General features: G+C 58.1%; 15 protein-coding genes. 9 read left to right on the top strand and 6 right to left on the bottom strand.

Annotated features, from left to right (window positions below; translation table 11 throughout):
* Nucleotides 1–74 precede the first annotated feature (74 nt).
* The 4 genes from glpK to N879_RS05855 all read left to right on the top strand — a co-directional run bounded on the left by glpK (nucleotide 75) and on the right by N879_RS05855 (nucleotide 5,250).
* Nucleotides 75–1,568, top strand: coding sequence for a glycerol kinase GlpK (glpK, locus tag N879_RS05840; protein ID WP_021446835.1), 1,494 nt, complete (start codon nucleotides 75–77; stop codon nucleotides 1,566–1,568).
* Between the two features lie 27 nt (nucleotides 1,569–1,595).
* Nucleotides 1,596–2,048, top strand: a complete 453-nt coding sequence (locus N879_RS05845) for a TM2 domain-containing protein (protein ID WP_021446836.1) — start codon at nucleotides 1,596–1,598, stop codon at nucleotides 2,046–2,048.
* Between the two features lie 393 nt (nucleotides 2,049–2,441).
* Nucleotides 2,442–4,154 (top strand): arylsulfatase, encoded by a 1,713-nt coding sequence (locus N879_RS05850; protein ID WP_021446837.1) that lies wholly within the window; start codon nucleotides 2,442–2,444, stop codon nucleotides 4,152–4,154.
* Nucleotides 4,141–5,250 carry a formylglycine-generating enzyme family protein gene (locus N879_RS05855; protein WP_009455394.1) on the top strand — a complete coding sequence of 370 codons (1,110 nt, stop codon included), beginning with the start codon at nucleotides 4,141–4,143 and terminating at the stop codon, nucleotides 5,248–5,250. The genes N879_RS05850 and N879_RS05855 overlap by 14 nt, the downstream gene beginning before the upstream one ends.
* 118 nt (nucleotides 5,251–5,368) lie before the next feature.
* Here the strand turns inward: N879_RS05855 and N879_RS05860 are convergent, their stop codons facing one another.
* A complete protein-coding gene (locus N879_RS05860; RefSeq protein ID WP_009455396.1) occupies nucleotides 5,369–7,069 on the bottom strand; it encodes a SulP family inorganic anion transporter in 1,701 nt (566 codons plus the stop codon).
* Between the two features lie 355 nt (nucleotides 7,070–7,424).
* Nucleotides 7,425–9,746: a heavy metal translocating P-type ATPase gene (locus tag N879_RS05865; RefSeq protein WP_235484244.1), complete on the bottom strand. Its 2,322-nt coding sequence runs from the start codon at nucleotides 9,744–9,746 to the stop codon at nucleotides 7,425–7,427.
* Nucleotides 9,747–9,824: 78 nt separating this feature from the next.
* Here N879_RS05865 and cadR point away from each other — a divergent pair, with 78 nt between their 5' ends.
* Nucleotides 9,825–10,256 (top strand): Cd(II)/Pb(II)-responsive transcriptional regulator, encoded by a 432-nt coding sequence (cadR, locus tag N879_RS05870; protein ID WP_021446839.1) that lies wholly within the window; start codon nucleotides 9,825–9,827, stop codon nucleotides 10,254–10,256.
* Between the two features lie 18 nt (nucleotides 10,257–10,274).
* Here cadR and N879_RS05875 read toward each other — a convergent pair whose 3' ends face one another.
* From N879_RS05875 to N879_RS05885, 3 genes are read right to left on the bottom strand one after another with little or no spacing between them, the layout of a single operon-like run.
* Nucleotides 10,275–10,685: a DUF6691 family protein gene (locus tag N879_RS05875; protein WP_009455401.1), complete on the bottom strand. Its 411-nt coding sequence runs from the start codon at nucleotides 10,683–10,685 to the stop codon at nucleotides 10,275–10,277.
* Between the two features lie 10 nt (nucleotides 10,686–10,695).
* Nucleotides 10,696–11,124: a YeeE/YedE family protein gene (locus tag N879_RS05880; RefSeq protein WP_026484580.1), complete on the bottom strand. Its 429-nt coding sequence runs from the start codon at nucleotides 11,122–11,124 to the stop codon at nucleotides 10,696–10,698.
* Entirely contained in the window at nucleotides 11,114–11,440 is a 327-nt protein-coding gene (locus tag N879_RS05885; RefSeq protein ID WP_009456065.1) for an ArsR/SmtB family transcription factor, read from the bottom strand. The genes N879_RS05880 and N879_RS05885 overlap by 11 nt, the downstream gene beginning before the upstream one ends.
* Nucleotides 11,441–11,514: 74 nt before the next feature.
* Here N879_RS05885 and N879_RS05890 point away from each other — a divergent pair, with 74 nt between their 5' ends.
* Nucleotides 11,515–12,381, top strand: coding sequence for an MBL fold metallo-hydrolase (locus N879_RS05890; RefSeq protein ID WP_009456066.1), 867 nt, complete (start codon nucleotides 11,515–11,517; stop codon nucleotides 12,379–12,381).
* Nucleotides 12,382–12,498: 117 nt separating this feature from the next.
* Nucleotides 12,499–12,879: a SirB2 family protein gene (locus tag N879_RS05895; RefSeq protein WP_021446841.1), complete on the top strand. Its 381-nt coding sequence runs from the start codon at nucleotides 12,499–12,501 to the stop codon at nucleotides 12,877–12,879.
* Between the two features lie 231 nt (nucleotides 12,880–13,110).
* Here N879_RS05895 and N879_RS05900 read toward each other — a convergent pair whose 3' ends face one another.
* Nucleotides 13,111–14,166: a YeiH family protein gene (locus N879_RS05900; protein WP_009456069.1), complete on the bottom strand. Its 1,056-nt coding sequence runs from the start codon at nucleotides 14,164–14,166 to the stop codon at nucleotides 13,111–13,113.
* A 100-nt stretch (nucleotides 14,167–14,266) separates the two neighbouring features.
* Between N879_RS05900 and N879_RS05905 the strand changes: the two genes are divergently transcribed.
* Together N879_RS05905 and N879_RS05910 are read left to right on the top strand one after the other, a co-directional pair.
* On the top strand, nucleotides 14,267–15,172 hold the full coding sequence (locus N879_RS05905) for a LysR family transcriptional regulator (RefSeq protein ID WP_009456071.1): 906 nt from the start codon (nucleotides 14,267–14,269) through the stop codon (nucleotides 15,170–15,172).
* Between the two features lie 122 nt (nucleotides 15,173–15,294).
* A complete protein-coding gene (locus N879_RS05910) occupies nucleotides 15,295–16,518 on the top strand; it encodes a patatin-like phospholipase family protein (RefSeq protein ID WP_021446842.1) in 1,224 nt (407 codons plus the stop codon).
* The last annotated feature ends 13 nt before the right edge of the window (nucleotides 16,519–16,531 follow it).

A 16,531-nucleotide genomic window follows, 5' to 3' on the forward strand; every position in this document is an offset into this window, starting at 1 on the left:
CCCTTCTGCGACCGGACACAGATCACACAGAGCCAGTACACTGTGGTCTGCTCCGCTTTTACTGCCTCATTCGCATGACATTCATACTTGCTCTTGATCAGGGAACCTCCAGCTCGCGCAGCCTTGTGGTAGCGGCAGACGGCCGCATTCTGGCCAAGGCGCAGCAGGAAACTCAGCAATACTACCCGCGTACAGACTGGGTGGAGCATGATCCCCAGGAAATCCTGGACACCCAGTTCCGAACCGCCCGGCAAGCGATTGAGCAGGCAGGGCTGCGCCCTCAGGACATACACGCCATTGGCATTACCAATCAGCGTGAAACCACAGTGCTATGGGATCGGCAAACCGGGCAGGCCCTGCACAAGGCTATCGTCTGGCAAGACAGACGCGCCGAGGACTTCTGCGCCCAGTTGCGCGAACAAGGGCACGAAGCCACCATTACCGGCAAGACCGGCCTGCCTATTGATGCCTATTTTTCGGCCTCCAAGCTGCGTTGGCTGCTGGACTCCGTACCCGGCGCCCGTGAACGTGCAGCGCGTGGTGAACTGGCTTTCGGCACCATTGACAGCTGGCTGATCTGGCATTTAAGCGGCGGCAAAGTCCATGCCACCGATGTCAGCAATGCCTCACGCACTCTGCTCTACAACATTCATAGCCAGCAATGGGACGATGAATTGCTGGCCCTGTTCAACATCCCGGCCAGCGTCTTGCCCCAGGTACAGAGCTCCGCCTCCGAGTTTGGCCATTGCAGCCCCGAAATTCTGGGTAGCCCCATTCCCATTTGTGGTGTGGCGGGCGACCAACAAAGCGCCCTGTTCGGCCAGGCTTGCACAACACCCGGCATGGCCAAGAATACCTATGGCACAGGCTGCTTCCTGTTGATGCACTGTGGCTCTCAAGTCCCCCAATCCCATAACGGCCTGATCGCAACCAGCGCCGCCCATCACGGCGATGCTCCCGCCTATGCGCTGGAAGGCAGCGTATTTATTGGGGGGGCGGTGGTCCAATGGCTGCGCGATGGTCTGGGCGCACTGGAGCATAGCGCGCAAGTCGAAGAGCTGGCTCGCAGCGTGCCGGATGCACAAGGCGTACGACTGGTCCCTGCCTTCACCGGCCTGGGCGCCCCCTATTGGGATGCCCAAGTCCGCGGCACCATTACCGGCCTGACACGCGCCTCCACCATGGCCCACATCGCCCGCGCTGCTCTGGACAGCATTGCCTACCAAAGCGCCGCCGTGCTGCAAGCCATGAATCGGGATGTACAGGCCAACGGCGGCCCGGCTTTGCACGAGCTGCGTGTGGACGGTGGGGCCTGTGCCAATAATCTTCTGATGCAATTTCAAGCAGACTTGTTGGGCCTGCCTGTCGTGCGTCCCGTTACTATTGAGACGACCGCGCTGGGCGCCGCCTATCTGGCGGGCTTGGGCAGCGGTCTGTATTCAGGTCTGCCTGAGATTGCGGCGCTATGGCAATGCGACCGGGTTTTCGAGCCCATCATGTCGCGCGATGAAGCCCAAAACCTGATGCTCAGTTGGGAACAAGCCGTGCGTCAGGCACGCACTTATTGAACTTGCTGTTTTTTTGACGGAAACACCATGCTGCAAAAAATCATTCTGGGCATTGCCATCTTCCTGATCGTGATGTTGGGCCTGACCTTTGGCGAGGCCATTTTCCACTACATTTCCTCGTACCTGGGATTCCTGTTCCATGACTTCATCGAGTTGATGCAGCAAGTTCAGCGCTACCTGACCGTGCATTGGGGCAAGGCACTGATCGCCTTGATCATTACCGTCCCGCTGGTGATCTGGATTTCCAAGAACAAGAAAGACGAAATGTCCAAGCCCAACAGCCACCGCAAGATCGCGATTGTGCTGGCGATATTCCTGGGCTGGCTGGGCGTGCACCGCTTTTACCTGGGCCAGATCGGCATGGGCTTGTTATTCCTGGTGCTGTTTGCCATCTGGTCGCCCCTGGCCTACTTCCTGGCCCTGATCGACGCCTTGCGTTACGCCTTCATGGGCGACGACGAGTTCAAGCTGGCCCGTTAATTTCCAGATTGCTCACCAAAGCCCCACTTGCTGGGGCTTTTTTCATGGCTGAGCGCCGGACGCGTTCCCGAAGCCCGACGACGGCAATCAAACAGACCCAATTCAGAACATTTTGTGGTCCCATCAGGGAAAACCACAGCCCATGCCACGTACAAACCTAGTTCCTTGATTTCCAATACTTATATTAGCCACCATACCTTCCAGGTATACAAGCAAACCTTTTTAGTCTTGGAAATCCCCACGCCGCTTCGTGTCCAATCGAATTGGGGGAGACACGCCAGCCTCTAAAAGACTGGCAGCGGCGGCTCAGATCAAAAGTGTGAGGCCTTTGTTGCTGGCTCTGTCTACACATCCGTTCTACCTATAAACATAACTAGATTGAGACACAGGAAAATGAAAAATACTTATTTGCTGCGCAGCTTGCTGGGCCTGGCTTTGGCCGCCTGCACGCTAAACAGTCACGCAGCCACAGAGACAAAACGCCCCAATATTTTGCTGATCGTGGCCGATGATCTGGGGTATTCAGACATTGGCGCATTTGGCGGGGAAATTTCCACCCCCAACCTGGATGCCCTGGTCAAAGACGGCGTAGCCCTGACTGACTTTTACGCCTCCCCCTTCTGCTCTCCAACCCGCGCCATGCTGATGTCCGGCGCAGATAACCACCAGGTCGGCTTTGGTGGCATGGCCGAGCTGATGACGCCCCAGCAGCGCGCCCTGCCCGGCTACGAAGGCTTTTTAAGTGACCGGGCCCTGCCCTTTCCACTGGTCCTGCAAGACAATGGCTACCGTACCTATATGGCGGGCAAGTGGCATTTGGGTGTGAAAGAGGAAGTCGCCCCGCCCAATCGGGGCTTCGACCAGTCTTACGCCTTGATGCACGGTGGCGCCAGCCACTTTGACCAAAGCGGCATCATCACCTTTGATGCCAATAAAGCCCCGGTCGCCCTGTACCGTGAAAACGGCAAGGAAGTACAGCTTCCCAAGGACTTCTACTCCAGCGAGTTCTTTGCCTCGCGCCTGATGTCTTATATAGACGCCGACAAGCGCAAGGATCAGCCTTTCTTCGCCTACCTGGCCTTTACCGCGCCGCATTGGCCTTTGCACGCCCCCGACGAATACATACGCAAATATGAAGGCCGCTACGACGTAGGCTATGACGTGCTGCGTGAACAGCGTCTGGAGCGCATGAAAAAGCTGGGTCTGGTGCCCCAGGACATGCAAGGCTATGTGGGCAATCCGGCCTGGCCACGCTGGAAAGAGCTGAGTCCTGAACAGCAACGTGTTGAAAGCAAACGTATGGCGGTCTACGCCGCGATGGTGGAAGCCATGGATGCACAGATTGGCCGTGTCATCGAGCACCTGAAACAAACCGGCCAGTACGACAACACCGTCGTCATCTTCATGTCCGATAACGGTGCCGACGGCAATACCGTGCTCGATGAAGGTGAAACCCGCGCCTGGGCCCACAAGCATCGCGATAACAGCTATGAAAACACGGGCCGTCCCGGCTCCTTTGTGGAATACGGTCCAGGCTGGGCGCAAGTTGGCTCCACGCCCTTCAATCTGTACAAAGCCTTCATGTATGAAGGCGGTATCTCGGTGCCCAGCATCATGCGCGTACCCGGTGGCAAGCGTCAGGGCGAATTTGTGCGCGCTCCGGCCCATGTAACCGACATCGCCCCCACCATTCTGGCCTTGGCCCAGATCGACCAACCCAAGGGCGAATACCGTGGCCGCCAGGTCATCCCCATGCAAGGCAACTCCATGGTCGATGTGCTGACCGGTCGCAGCGATCAGGTCCATGAAACCTTCCGCCAAGGCTGGGAGCTGAATGGCCGCCGCGCCATGCGCGTGGGTGACTGGAAAATCGTGTACGCCAATGCACCGTGGGGCAAAGACCGCTGGGAACTGTTCAATGTGGTCGAAGACCGCTCCGAGCTGAATGACCTGTCCGAAAAACATCCTGAAAAGCTGAAAGAGCTGATTGCCGAGTACGAGCAATATGCCAAGCGCAACGGGGTGGAGGATTTTGAAGGTCTGGCTTCGCGCCCTGGCTACAGCAACAGCCTGAACTACTACAAGGATCTGGATGAAGTCCTTTAAGCTCTCCCGAGCCAAGGCACTGCTGACGGTATGCGGGCTGCTGGCAGCAGCCCCGCTGCCCGCCGCGGCAGAAGGCTCCACCTCAATCCCTCCCCCGGTTCCGGCGCACGATTGCCAGGCATATAGCGGCATACCGGCAGGCTTTGGCCCAGCCCAGAACGGAATAGCCAACCAGGCTGGTTTGGTCCCCATCCCCAGCGGGCGTTTTCTGATGGGGTCCGACGAAGGCTATCCGGAAGAAAAGCCGGTACATCCCGTGGAGGTCCAGGCTTTTCAGATAGACCAGCACGAAGTCACCAATGCCCAATTCGCACAATTTGTGGCGGCCACAGGCTATGTCACCCAGGCGGAACGGGTGCCGGAATTTCCGCCGCATGTTCAGGTTCCTGAGCAGTATCGTCAGCCCGGATCTGCCGTCTTCACACCACCAGCAGCAACGCATGATCATGATCACCACGAAGGACACAATCAGCACGCCCCTTCCGGCAATTACAACTGGTGGGTATGGGTGCCGGGTGCCAACTGGCGGCATCCCGGTGGTCCCGATACCAATCTGAACGGCCGTGACAATCATCCCGTCGTCCATATCGCCTACGAGGATGCGCTGGCCTACGCCCGCTGGTTGGGACGCGATCTGCCCACCGAAGAGCAATGGGAGTTTGCAGCGCGCGGCGGACTGGAAGGCGCTACCTACCCTTGGGGCAATACGCCTGAAGTGCGCGGCCGCTTGATGGCCAACACCTGGCAAGGTAGTTTCCCCGCCCAGAACCTGCTGCGCGATGGCTACGAAGGCACCGCCCCCGTAGGCTGCTTCCCGGCCAATAACTATGGCCTGTGGGATTCGGTCGGCAATGTCTGGGAATGGACACGCAGTGCATGGCAGCCCCAGCATCGCCCCCTGGCGCCCAAACCCCTTCTCGTGGCAGCAACGGATGCCAACGGAAATCCGGCAACAGGCGTCATCAAGGGCGGCTCGTTTCTGTGTGCGGCGAACTTCTGCGTACGCTATCGCCCAGCTTCACGGCAACCCCAGGAAACCACCATGTCTACCCAGCATGTGGGCTTTCGTACGGTGCTTAATGAAATAAAAAACTAAGCTCAAAAGCCGGGCTCACCCTTGCCAAGCCCGGCACCAAACAACAATCCCCCCGCTTTTCACGAGGGGATTGTTCACTATCAAGTTCTTTCAGGGCAGACAAGCAAGGCATCAAGGCTTACGTTGCCATTCCCGTTTCAGGCGTGGCCGTTTCTTTTTGCTTGACGGCCTGATGGTCCAGGGTCTCGCTGACGCTTTCCCACGCATTCTGCAAGCTATCAAAAACGCGATGCGCGTGAATCTGCTTGAACAGACCCATGCGAATCAGCTTGCGACCCACTTTCTCGTTCGCCTCGCACAGCGCCACCATGACATTGCGCTGTTCCAGCTCCGCCAAGGCAGTCTCCAAAGCCTGCATGGCCGTCGCATCCACAAAAGGCACGTAATTCAAGCGCAAGACCACGGCCCGAACCTGCTCCGGCACCGTCAGCAAGGAACGATTCACCGCTTCCACACTGGCAAAGAAGTACGGTCCTTCCAGAGTCAGCACCGAAATATCCTGCCGCAATTCCTGGCTGAAGGACAAATCCAGTGCCCGCTGTAAACGGCGGCCTTCCAAGGCCCGCACTTGCACCCCATCCGAGGTGCGTTTGAGCACATACAGCATGGCCAGAATCACCCCAATATTGACGGCTACCACCAGATCCGCAAATACCGTCAGGGCGAACGTCACCCACAGAATGAACAAGTCAGCGGTAGGCATACGGCGCTGCAGGCGAAGGACCAGCTTGGCCTGACTCATATTCCAGGCCACCATGAACAGAATGGCCGCCAACACCGTCAGCGGGATATAAGCCGCCAGCGGGGCCAGTAACAGCAGAACCAGTACCAGGAAAATGACATGCACCACGCCGGCAATGGGGCTGTCACCGCCATTACGGATATTGGTAGCGGTACGGGCAATGGCCCCGGTAGCCGCAATCCCGCCAAACAAGGGCGAGAGCACGTTGGCAATCCCTTGGCCCACCAATTCCTGATTGGAGTCGTGACGGGTCCCTGTCATGGAGTCGGCCACGACAGCGGACAGCAAGGACTCAATCGCACCCAACATGGCAATTGCAAACGCAGGCCCGATCAGCTCCACCACGCGAGTCAGCGTAATTTCCGGCCATTGAAACGACGGCAAACCACTGGGCAAGGCACCGAAGCTGGAGCCGATAGTGGCCACCGACTCAAAACGGAAAATCGCCTGGATAAGCGTAATGACCACCAGGGCCACCAGCGGTCCGGGCAAACGCGCCAGACTTGGGATCTTGGGCACGACAATCAGAATCGCCAGAGACAAAAGCCCCAGCAGTGTGGTTGCCCAATCCAGGGACGGCAGGTTCTGCAGCAAGAACCAGAGTTTCTCGTGAAAGTGCTGGCCCTCGACGACGGAAAGGCCAAAAAAGTCCCGCCATTGACCCACCCAGATGATCACCCCGATACCGGCGGTAAAACCCACGATGACCGGATCGGGAATAAAGCGGATCACGGCTCCCAGGCGCAGCAGGCCCAGCAGCAGCAAGATCACCCCGGCCATCAGCGTGGCAATTTGCAGGCCCGCCACCCCATGTTGGGCCACCACCCCGGACAGGATGACAATGAAGGCCCCCGTCGGCCCGGCAATCTGCACCCGGCTGCCGCCAAATAAAGACACCGCCAAACCGGCAATAATGGCGGTATACAAACCCTGCTCGGGCTTGACCCCGGAGGCAATGGCGAAGGCCATGGCCAACGGCAAGGCCACCACCCCCACCACCAAACCAGCCAACAGGTTATTCAGCCAGTGTTTTCGCCCCAGGAGTCCGGCTCGACCCGCTTCCAGCAGTGCAATCATCGCGCGTCCTTGTCATGCCCAGCCTGCTCGACACAGATGAGAAACAAGCAGGGCCTCAACCCAAATGAAGCCTTAATGATACTACTGCGTGTCAAAAAAACTTCACGTTAGTGATGGGCTTATTTGATGCGGCATAAAAAGGCCCCCACGCTGCGCCTGCGGCTTGCGCTCCACCTCGCGGCCTGCATGCCGCTCGGATTCGCCTGGCACACAGCAGGCCGCAATGGACTACTGTGTGTCCAGGCTCATCCCCGAGGGGGCGCTTTTTACCGGGGGCGCCGAGCCTTGGGACGGCCCAGCGATAAAAAAAGCCCCACCTCAAAGAGGTGGGGCTCAGTGACAACGAACACGGAATTCAAGGGTTGCGGGCGCGCAGCAAACGCAAGCTGTTCAGCACCACCAGCAAGCTGGCACCCACGTCGGCAAACACGGCCATCCACATGGTGGCCTGGCCGGTCAGGGCCATCACCAGGAACACGGCCTTGATACCCAAAGCCAGGCTGATGTTCTGCCACAACACGGCATGCAAGGCTCGGGACTGACGCATCAGCAAGGCAATCTTGCCCAGATCATCGTCCATCAAGGCCACGTCAGCGGTCTCGATCGCAATGTCCGAACCCAAAGCTCCCATCGCGATACCCACATCGGCACGAGCCAGGGCGGGTGCATCATTGATGCCATCACCCACCATCGCCACCAAACCGTTACCCAGTTTTTCCTCGATACGGTCCAGCTTGTCCTGTGGCAGCAAACCACCTCGGAAATCCTTGATTCCGGCTTGCTGGGCGACATGACGCACGGCTTGCTCGTGGTCGCCCGAAAGCACTTCCACCTGAACGCCCTGCGCTTGCAGATCGCGAATCGCCTGGCTGGTGGTGGGACGCAGCGTATCCATCATGGCGAACCAGGCCAGCAGACCGTGCTCGTCACCCAGATACACCATGGTGGCACCGCTCTCTACCGCTTGCTGCTCGGCCTGGCTGGACTCGGCCTTGTTCTGCCCCAGCACCCAGCTACGCTTGCCCAGACGCAATTGGCCAGTCGTGCCTTGTGCTTGCACACCATTACCCGCCAAAGCTTCGAATTGATCCAGGCGCACCAGACCCGATGCCACACGGCCACGGGCAATCGCTTGCGAGGCAGGATGATCCGAACGCTCGGCCAGAGCAACGGCCATGTCCAGCACTTCGCTATCTGACAGGCTTGGACGCAGGCTGCCATATTCGCTCAAGGAAGGCTCGCCCAAGGTCAGGGTGCCGGTCTTGTCCACGGCCAAGTACCGTAGCTGACGAGCCCGCTCCAGATACACGCCACCTTTAATCAAAATACCGGCACGCGCGGCACTGGCCAGGGCACTGACTACGGCCACAGGCGTGGAGATCACCAGGGCGCAAGGGCACGCAATGACCAGCAGAACCAGAGCGCGGTATACGGACTCCGACCAGCTCACACCCCAGATCAAGGGCAAGGCCACAGCCATCAAGGCTGCCGCCACCACAACCAGCGGGGTGTAGATGCGAGAGAACTGGTCGACAAAGCGCTGAATCGGAGCCTTGTTGGCCTGGGCCTCCTGAACCGAACGTGTGATACGGGCCAGCAAGGTTTCATCATGCGCGGCCTGGACCTGATACACCAGTTCGCCCATGCCATTGATGGTGCCTGCAAAAACCTCGTCACCGGGCGCTTTGTCCACGGGGGCACTTTCACCCGTGATAGGAGCCTGGTTAACCGTGCTTAGCCCTTGCAGAACTTTGCCATCCAGACCAAAACGCTCCCCAGGGGCCACACGCACTTGCCAGCCTGCCTGCACCTGATTGGCCGGTACACGCTGCCAATCCTTGCCATCGGCACTGACCAGCACTTCATCCGGAACCAGCTTGAGCAGGCTGTCCACCGCATTACGGGCGCGGTCCAGGGAACGAGCCTCAATCCACTCAGCCAGGCTGAACAAGGACATCACCATGGCGGCTTCAGGCCATTGGGCCAGTAGTACCGCGCCGGTAACGGCAATACTCATCAAGGCATTAATATTGAGCTGACCATTACGCAGCGCAATCCAGCCCTTCTTGTAGACCTGCACGCCGCCGGACAGAATCGCGGCCAGAGCCAGAACAATCACCAGCCACTCGGGGGCCGCCAGCCAGTGGCTGATCTCGGCGGCCAAAGCCAGCACCACGGCGCCGGCAATGCGAATCAGACCTTGCTTGGGCGATACCTGCTTCACAGGCTCTTCATCGGCCATGCGGGGTTCAAAGCCCAGGCCGCGCAACGCGCCCAGCACCTTGTCACGGGCACCATCCACGTGGTCTACGGTCAACACACGCTGCATCAGGTCAAAACCCAGGTTCTGCACCTGATCCAGCTTTTTCAGGCCGGAGCGAATCATGTTCTCTTCCGCCGGGCAGTCCATATCAGCAATATGCACGACCAGACGAGTGGAGGTACTGGCCGCCAAGGTCACCGATGGGCCAAATGCGGGTGCCGAGCAGCACGCCCCCTCGTGGGAGTGCGACGCTTGTTCTGCATGGCTGTGATCGTGATCATGGCTATGCTCGTTGCTGTGATCGCCCGCCGCATGGTCGTGATCATGACTATGGTCATGTACGTGCTCGGTCTGGCAGGCTGATGTTGTGCACTGCCCCACGCCGAGCTTTGATGTGTTGTTAGCTGATGTCATAGCAGTTCCTCGCTTCTTGCATGGGACCAGTAGAAAGCCTAAAGTAACTACAAGGTCAAGCCCTTTGGAGGCCAAGCAATGAAAATTGGTGAGTTGGCGGAAAAAAGCCACTGCAACACGGAAACCATCCGCTATTACGAGAAAGTTGGGCTGCTGCCCGAGCCGGAGCGCAGCGAGGGCAACTACCGCCTGTACCGCAGCATCCACCTGGAACGGCTACGTTTTATTCGCAACTGCCGCAGCCTGGATATGACGCACGAAGAAATTCGCGGCCTGCTGGCATTCATGGACGGCCCAGCGCAAGACTGCGCCCCGGTCAACGATTTGCTGGATGAACACATCGAGCATGTGGCCGTACGCATTGCCGAGCTGGAACACCTGCAAAAACAACTGATTGAACTGCGTCACCGCTGCGGACAGGCCGGTGGCCTGGAGCATTGCGGCATTTTGCAGGGATTGGTGAATATGGAGCCGGATCAAGTCCCGGCTCCCACAACCCATTTGGGCTAAGGCGGTGTGACGTGGTCCTTAGCCACGCACCCGCCCTGCCGCCCACATTCCGATCAGCATCGCGACCAGAAACAAAATAGCCAACGGTGCGCCCGACGCAGCCAGCACAATGGCCGGTCCGGGGCAGAAACCTGCCACACCCCAACCAGCGCCGAAAATCAAAGCACCCAACACCAAAGGACGGTCTATTTGACGCTGCTTGGGCAGATTCATGGGCTGGCCAGTCACAAAAGCACAAGGACGACGGCGTGCCAGACTGAACGGCACAATCGCCACCGCAATTGCCGCGGCCATTACCAAGGCCAAAGACGGGTCCCAGGCTCCGGCCAGATCCAGAAACGCCAGCACCTTGCTGGGGTTGGCCAAGCCGGAAATCAATAAACCCAAGCCAAAAATCAGGCCGGAAACTAAAGCGATGAAATAGTGCATGGCGGGCTCCTTAGATCAAATGACGCAAGACAAATACGGTCAGAAAGCCGCTGGCCATAAACGTCAGCGTTGCCACCAAAGAACGGGGCGACAAACGCGACAGACCACACACACCATGACCACTGGTGCACCCCGAACCCAAACGGGTTCCGAACCCCACCAGCAAACCGGCTACCACCACCCACATCCAGGGCTGCGGCTGCACGACAGGTACGGTTTCCCCGGCCAGGCGGTACAGCCAGGGTGCCGCCGCCAGGCCCAGCAAGGCCATCCAGCGCCAGCCCTTGTCACCCGCCTCCCCGCTCCAGGTGCCCGACAGCAGGCCGGATATGCCAAACACCCGACCATTGAACAGCACCAGCACCGCGGCCGCCAAACCAATCAAGGCGCCGCCAAACAAGGCGCTCCATGGGGTAAAGGAACTCCAGTCAATTGCGATCATCAATGCCTCCTGGGGCACAAAAAATTCCATATAAAGTTTGCATGACAGCCAGCACCGCCGGGTTTTCCAGGCGGTAATAGACGTACTTGCCCTCTTTGCGGCTGGCAATCAGCTCTTCGCGCCGCAAAACCGTCAATTGCTGGGATAAAGTAGGTTGTGAAATTCCACTGCGTTGCGCCAGCTCCCCCACATTGCATTCGCCCTGCACCAACGTGCACAGAATCATCAGGCGGTCAGGGTTGGCCAGGCTGCCCAGCAAGCTGCTGGCTCGGCCCGCTACCTGTCGCAGGGCTTCCAGTTCGGTTTGATTCATAACGTTCTACAAAAATACAATATATATTATTATATAATATCTTTTCATATTTTTTAAGCAACAAGAGGTCTGACATGCTCCAAGCCCAGGTCGCCAGCTTCTTTCATACGGACACATCCACGTTCACCTACGTGGTTTATGCCGAAGGTCAACGCGAATGCGCCATCATTGACTCGGTGCTGGACTACGACGCCGCCTCCGGCCGCAGCAGCACCGTGTCTGCCCAGAAGGTCGTGGACTTTGTGCGCCAGCATCAGCTGGAGGTGCAATGGATTCTGGAAACCCATGCCCATGCCGACCATCTGTCCGCTGCGGTCTGGCTGCAAGAACAGGTGGGCGGGAAAATAGCCATTGGCAAACACATCAAGCAAGTGCAGTCCACGTTCAGCCGCATCTTTAATATAGAGGCCGAAATACAGGCCAACGGCACACCCTTCGATACGCTGTTCAAGGATCAGGAACCGTTCCAGATCGGCGCCATTCAAGTGCAGGCTTTGCACGTGCCCGGTCATACCCCGGCAGATATGGCCTATCACGTTCAAGGTCTGGGCGTATTTGTGGGCGACACCTTGTTCCTGCCCGATGTCGGTACCGCCCGCTGCGACTTTCCGGGCGGCAGCGCCAGCCAGCTTTATGAATCCATCCAGCGCCTGCTGGCCCTGCCCGCAGATACGGTCTTGTTCATGTGCCACGACTATCCGCCTGAAGGACGGGAGCCCCAGTTCCACTGCACGGTTCAGGAGCAGAAGGACGGCAACATCCACGTACACGACGGCATCAGCCAGGAACAGTTTTGCGAGCGCCGCCGCGCACGCGATAAAACCCTGGGCATGCCACGCCTGATCCTGCCTTCCATTCAAGTCAATATCCGCGCCGGACACTTTCCCGAACCAGAAAGCAATGGTCAGATCTATCTGAAACTGCCCGTCAATCTGCTTTGAATATGACTTTTTTTTGCGTCCGGGCAGACACAGGCTCGGACGTAGAAAAACTTTTAAGGCTCAGCCTGCGTATACTGCCCTTTTCTGCACCCTGAACTTCAGAAGGAAATAACTGGCATGACTTACGTGGCCCTCAAACACTTGCACATGACAGCCGCCGGGCTGAGCATTCTGTTTTTCATTATTCGGGCCTTTTGGTCAGTCAGCGGATCATCCTGTTTGCAGAATCGCTTTGTGCGCATTGCCCCGCATGTCATCGATACCGTCTTGTTGGTCTGTGGTCTGGCGCTGGCCGGCATGTTGGGCGCAGCCGCCAACCAGCCCTGGCTGCTGACCAAGATTGTGTTGCTGGTGGTCTACATTGTGGTGGGCAGCTATGCCATCAAGCGCGGTAAAACCGCCTTTAGCCGCGGCGTGGCAGCCCTGATTGCGATTGCCATCTTTGCCTATATCGTAGGCGTGGCGCTGAATCGCAGCCCGGCGTCCTGGTTCGTCTAAACCAGTAGCCCACATACAAGAAAAGCCCCCACGCTACGCCTACGGCTTGCTGCCCCCCGAGGGAGAGCTTTTTGTCTTGGGACGGCCCGGCGACAAAAAAAGCCCCCACGCTACGCCTTCGGCTTGCTGCCCCCCGAGGGGGAGCTTTTTGTCTTGGGGCGGCCCGACGACAAAAAAGCCCCTGTCAGTGAAAGTTATCTTCCACTGACAGGGGCTTTTTACATAACTGTCTTACCAGACACCTATCCAGCGCTGTACCAGCAAACTGCTGACCGCCACCGCGATCCAGACTCCCAAGCCCAGCAAGGCAGGCCGCACGCCCGCTCGGGCCATCACACGCAAGTCCGAACACAAACCGATAGCTGCCAGGGCCAGAACCATCAGGAACTCAGCCAGAAAACGCAGGGGTTCCAGCCACTCCACCGGCACCCAACCCAGCGAGCGCAGAGCCGAGGCCACCATGAACCAGACGATGAACCAGGGAAACACACGCATCAAGTCAAAATCCCGACCAGCCTGACGCGAACGCCACACTTCCAGACCCGCCAGAATCAGGCAAATCGGGATGATCAAGGTTGCCCGAGTCAGCTTGACGATAGTGGCGTGGTCACCGGCCTGACGGCTGTAGCTATAGCCTGCTGCCACTACTGAAGACGTATCGTTGATGGCGGTTCCCGCCCACACCCCAAAACCTGCGTCCGACATATTCATCATGTGACCGGCCAAGGGGAAAACCAGCACGGCCACAATATTGAAGATAAAAATGGTGGAAATCGCCAGTGCGGTTTCATGTTCCTCAGGCTTCAGAATAGGCGTGACCGCTGCAATGGCCGAGCCACCACAAATCGCTGTCCCCACCCCAATCAGGGTGCGCAGCTTGGAAGGAATCCCCAAGGCTCGGCCCAGCACCAGCGCCGTCACAAACGCCACCGTCAAGGTCACCAGGGTCACCGCCAGCGAATCCATACCGGTACGCATCACTTGCGGCAGGCTCAAACCAAAACCCAGACCAATAATCGACCACTGCAACAATACCTTGGACGAAAAGCGCAAACCGGGCTGAAACACCGTAGCCACGCCCATGCTGTTACGCAATACCATGCCCAAGACAATCGCAAAAACCGGACCGCCAATCAAAGGCCACACTTTGCCCAGGCCCATAGCCGCAACACCTACGGCCACCGCCAGTAAAAAGCCCCACCAACGCGACGGCTTCAGAGAGAAACCCGATTTGCCCTGTGCCTTCAGGGTCGTGCTTCCTGCTGGTAAATCGGTCACACTGCTCATCTCGTCATTCCAGATATGTAATAAGTAAAAGTAATTTTAGGTTGACCCCGAGTATTAAAAAATTCATTATTACTTATCGTAAGTATCAATTTTATTTATCATGAATGCGATCAGCATCAGACAACTGGAAGTGTTCGTAGGCATTGCCACCTTGGGCACCGTGCGTGCTTGCGCCGCCCAGATTCACTTGTCCCAACCTGCCGCCAGCATGGCTTTGGCCGAGCTGGAAAAGCAGCTGGACTGTCCCCTTTTTGAACGCACGCCAGGGCGCATGCAGCTGACCAGCCGCGGCAAGCAATTGCTGCCGCACGCTCGCGAAATTCTGGAGCGCCTGCGGGAGATGCAAAGCCAGCAGGAAGAAAGCGAGTTGCGTGGTGAAATCCGCATCGGGGCCAGCAATACCGTCGGCAACTATCTGATTGGGGATCTGGTGGGGCAGTTTGTGCGCCAGCACCCGCGCGTCTCCCTGCATGTGTCCGTGGACAACACGGCCAACATCATCAATCAATTGCTGGAACATGGCTGCGACATTGCCTGCGTGGAAGGCCCGGTCAATCACCCTCAGTTGGAAACCTGGATCTGGCGCGAAGATGCGCTGGTCGTCTGCGCCGCCCCTGATCACCCGCTGGCTACCAAGGCCACCTTGGAAAAACAGGACTTTGCGGGCATGAGCTGGATCATGCGCGAACGTGGCTCGGCCTCCCGAGCGCTGACCGAACAAGCCTTGAATGTGCTGCCCGGCGGCCATGTGCTGATGGAGCTGGGTCAGGTAGAAGCCATCAAACAGGCGGTCATCGCCGGACTGGGCCTGGCTTGCCTGCCACAGGCAGCTACCCTGGATGCTGTTGCCAATCAGCGACTACGCATCCTGGACACCCCTTTTCTGGATTTGAAGCGCCGCCTGTCCCTGGTCCTGCATAAAGAACGCTACCGTAGCCAGGTGTTAAGCGCTTTTGCGGAACATGTACACAGCCCGGAGTCCGGTTCAAACGCATCGGAAACTTGACGCAAGTTTGCATTCTGATGATGGTTGACACCCGCAGCAATGCTATTCTTGCTGCAGTGCAGCACAAACAGAAGGGACCATAAGTCCCGCTCTCCTGCCCACCTCTTGAACCGAGTGATGCCATGAACACTGTTCCTACGCCACAAGCGCAAGATGTCCCCGCTTTTGCCCGCCCCTCTTATTTGCCACCCTACGAAACGGTAGCCCTGGTATTGCAAGGCGGCGGCGCTTTGGGAGCCTATCAAGCCGGTGTGTATGAAGGCTTGCTGGAAGCAGGAATCGAGCCAGACTGTTTATCCGGGATTTCAATTGGGGCCTTGAACACCGCGATTATTGCGGGCAATCCCCCCGAGCGGCAGGTAGAACGCCTGCGGGAGTTCTGGAATACCATTTGCGAGCCCTACTATGGCTGGTCCAGCCCAGCCTGCCTGGAGCGTGCCCTCTTTGGTATCAACGATGTCATGCGTGAGGCCATCAGCGCCTTCAATGCCAGCAACGCCCTGGTCTTGGGACAGCGTGGCTTTTTCCGCCCCCGTTTCCCCCCTCCAATGCAAGCCACACCGGGCGTGCCCGAAGGTGCCAGCTATTACGACACCAGCGCCCTGAAAGACACGCTGGAACGTTTATGTGACTTTGATCGCATCAACGACAAGCGTCAGCGCATCTCGGTAGGTGCTGTCAATGTAGGCACGGGCAACTTTGTTTACTTTGACAACCATCGCACCACCTTGCGAGCCGAACACTTCATGGCCTCGGGTGCCCTGCCTCCGGCTTTCGCCCCCGTGGAAATTGATGGTCAGTATTACTGGGACGGCGGTCTGGTTTCCAATACGCCGCTCTCTTATGTGCTGGATCAGTCACCCCGCCGGGACACTCTGGTTTTTCAAGTGGACTTGTGGAGTGCGCGTGGCCCGGTACCCAACAATATGGGTGAAGTCAGCGACCGCTTGAACGAGATCCGCTACTCCAGCCGTACCCGTATGGTGACCGAGGACATGCGTCATTCGCAGTACATGCGTCATATCCTGTCAGAGCTGCTCCCCCTGATCCCCGAAGATCAACGCAAAGACCTGTTGCCGTGCCGCCTGGCCGAAGAGCTGGCCAGCAACAAGCGCTACAACGTGGTGCACCTGATTTACCGCAACCAGCCCTACGAGCAGCACTACAAGGACTATCAGTTTGGTCGCATGACCATGCGCGAGCACTGGCGTAGCGGTCTGGATGATATTCGCCAGACGCTGATCCATCGAGACAAGCTGAACATGCCGGAGAACCTGGCCGGTTTCACCACCTACGACGTGCACCGCGACGAAATCGAAAAACGGCTGGCCAACAACGGCAAGTAAGCCAGCCTGTGCC

The sequence above is a fragment of the Alcaligenes sp. EGD-AK7 genome, assembly GCF_000465875.3.
GTDB lineage: Bacteria > Pseudomonadota > Gammaproteobacteria > Burkholderiales > Burkholderiaceae_B > Alcaligenes > Alcaligenes phenolicus.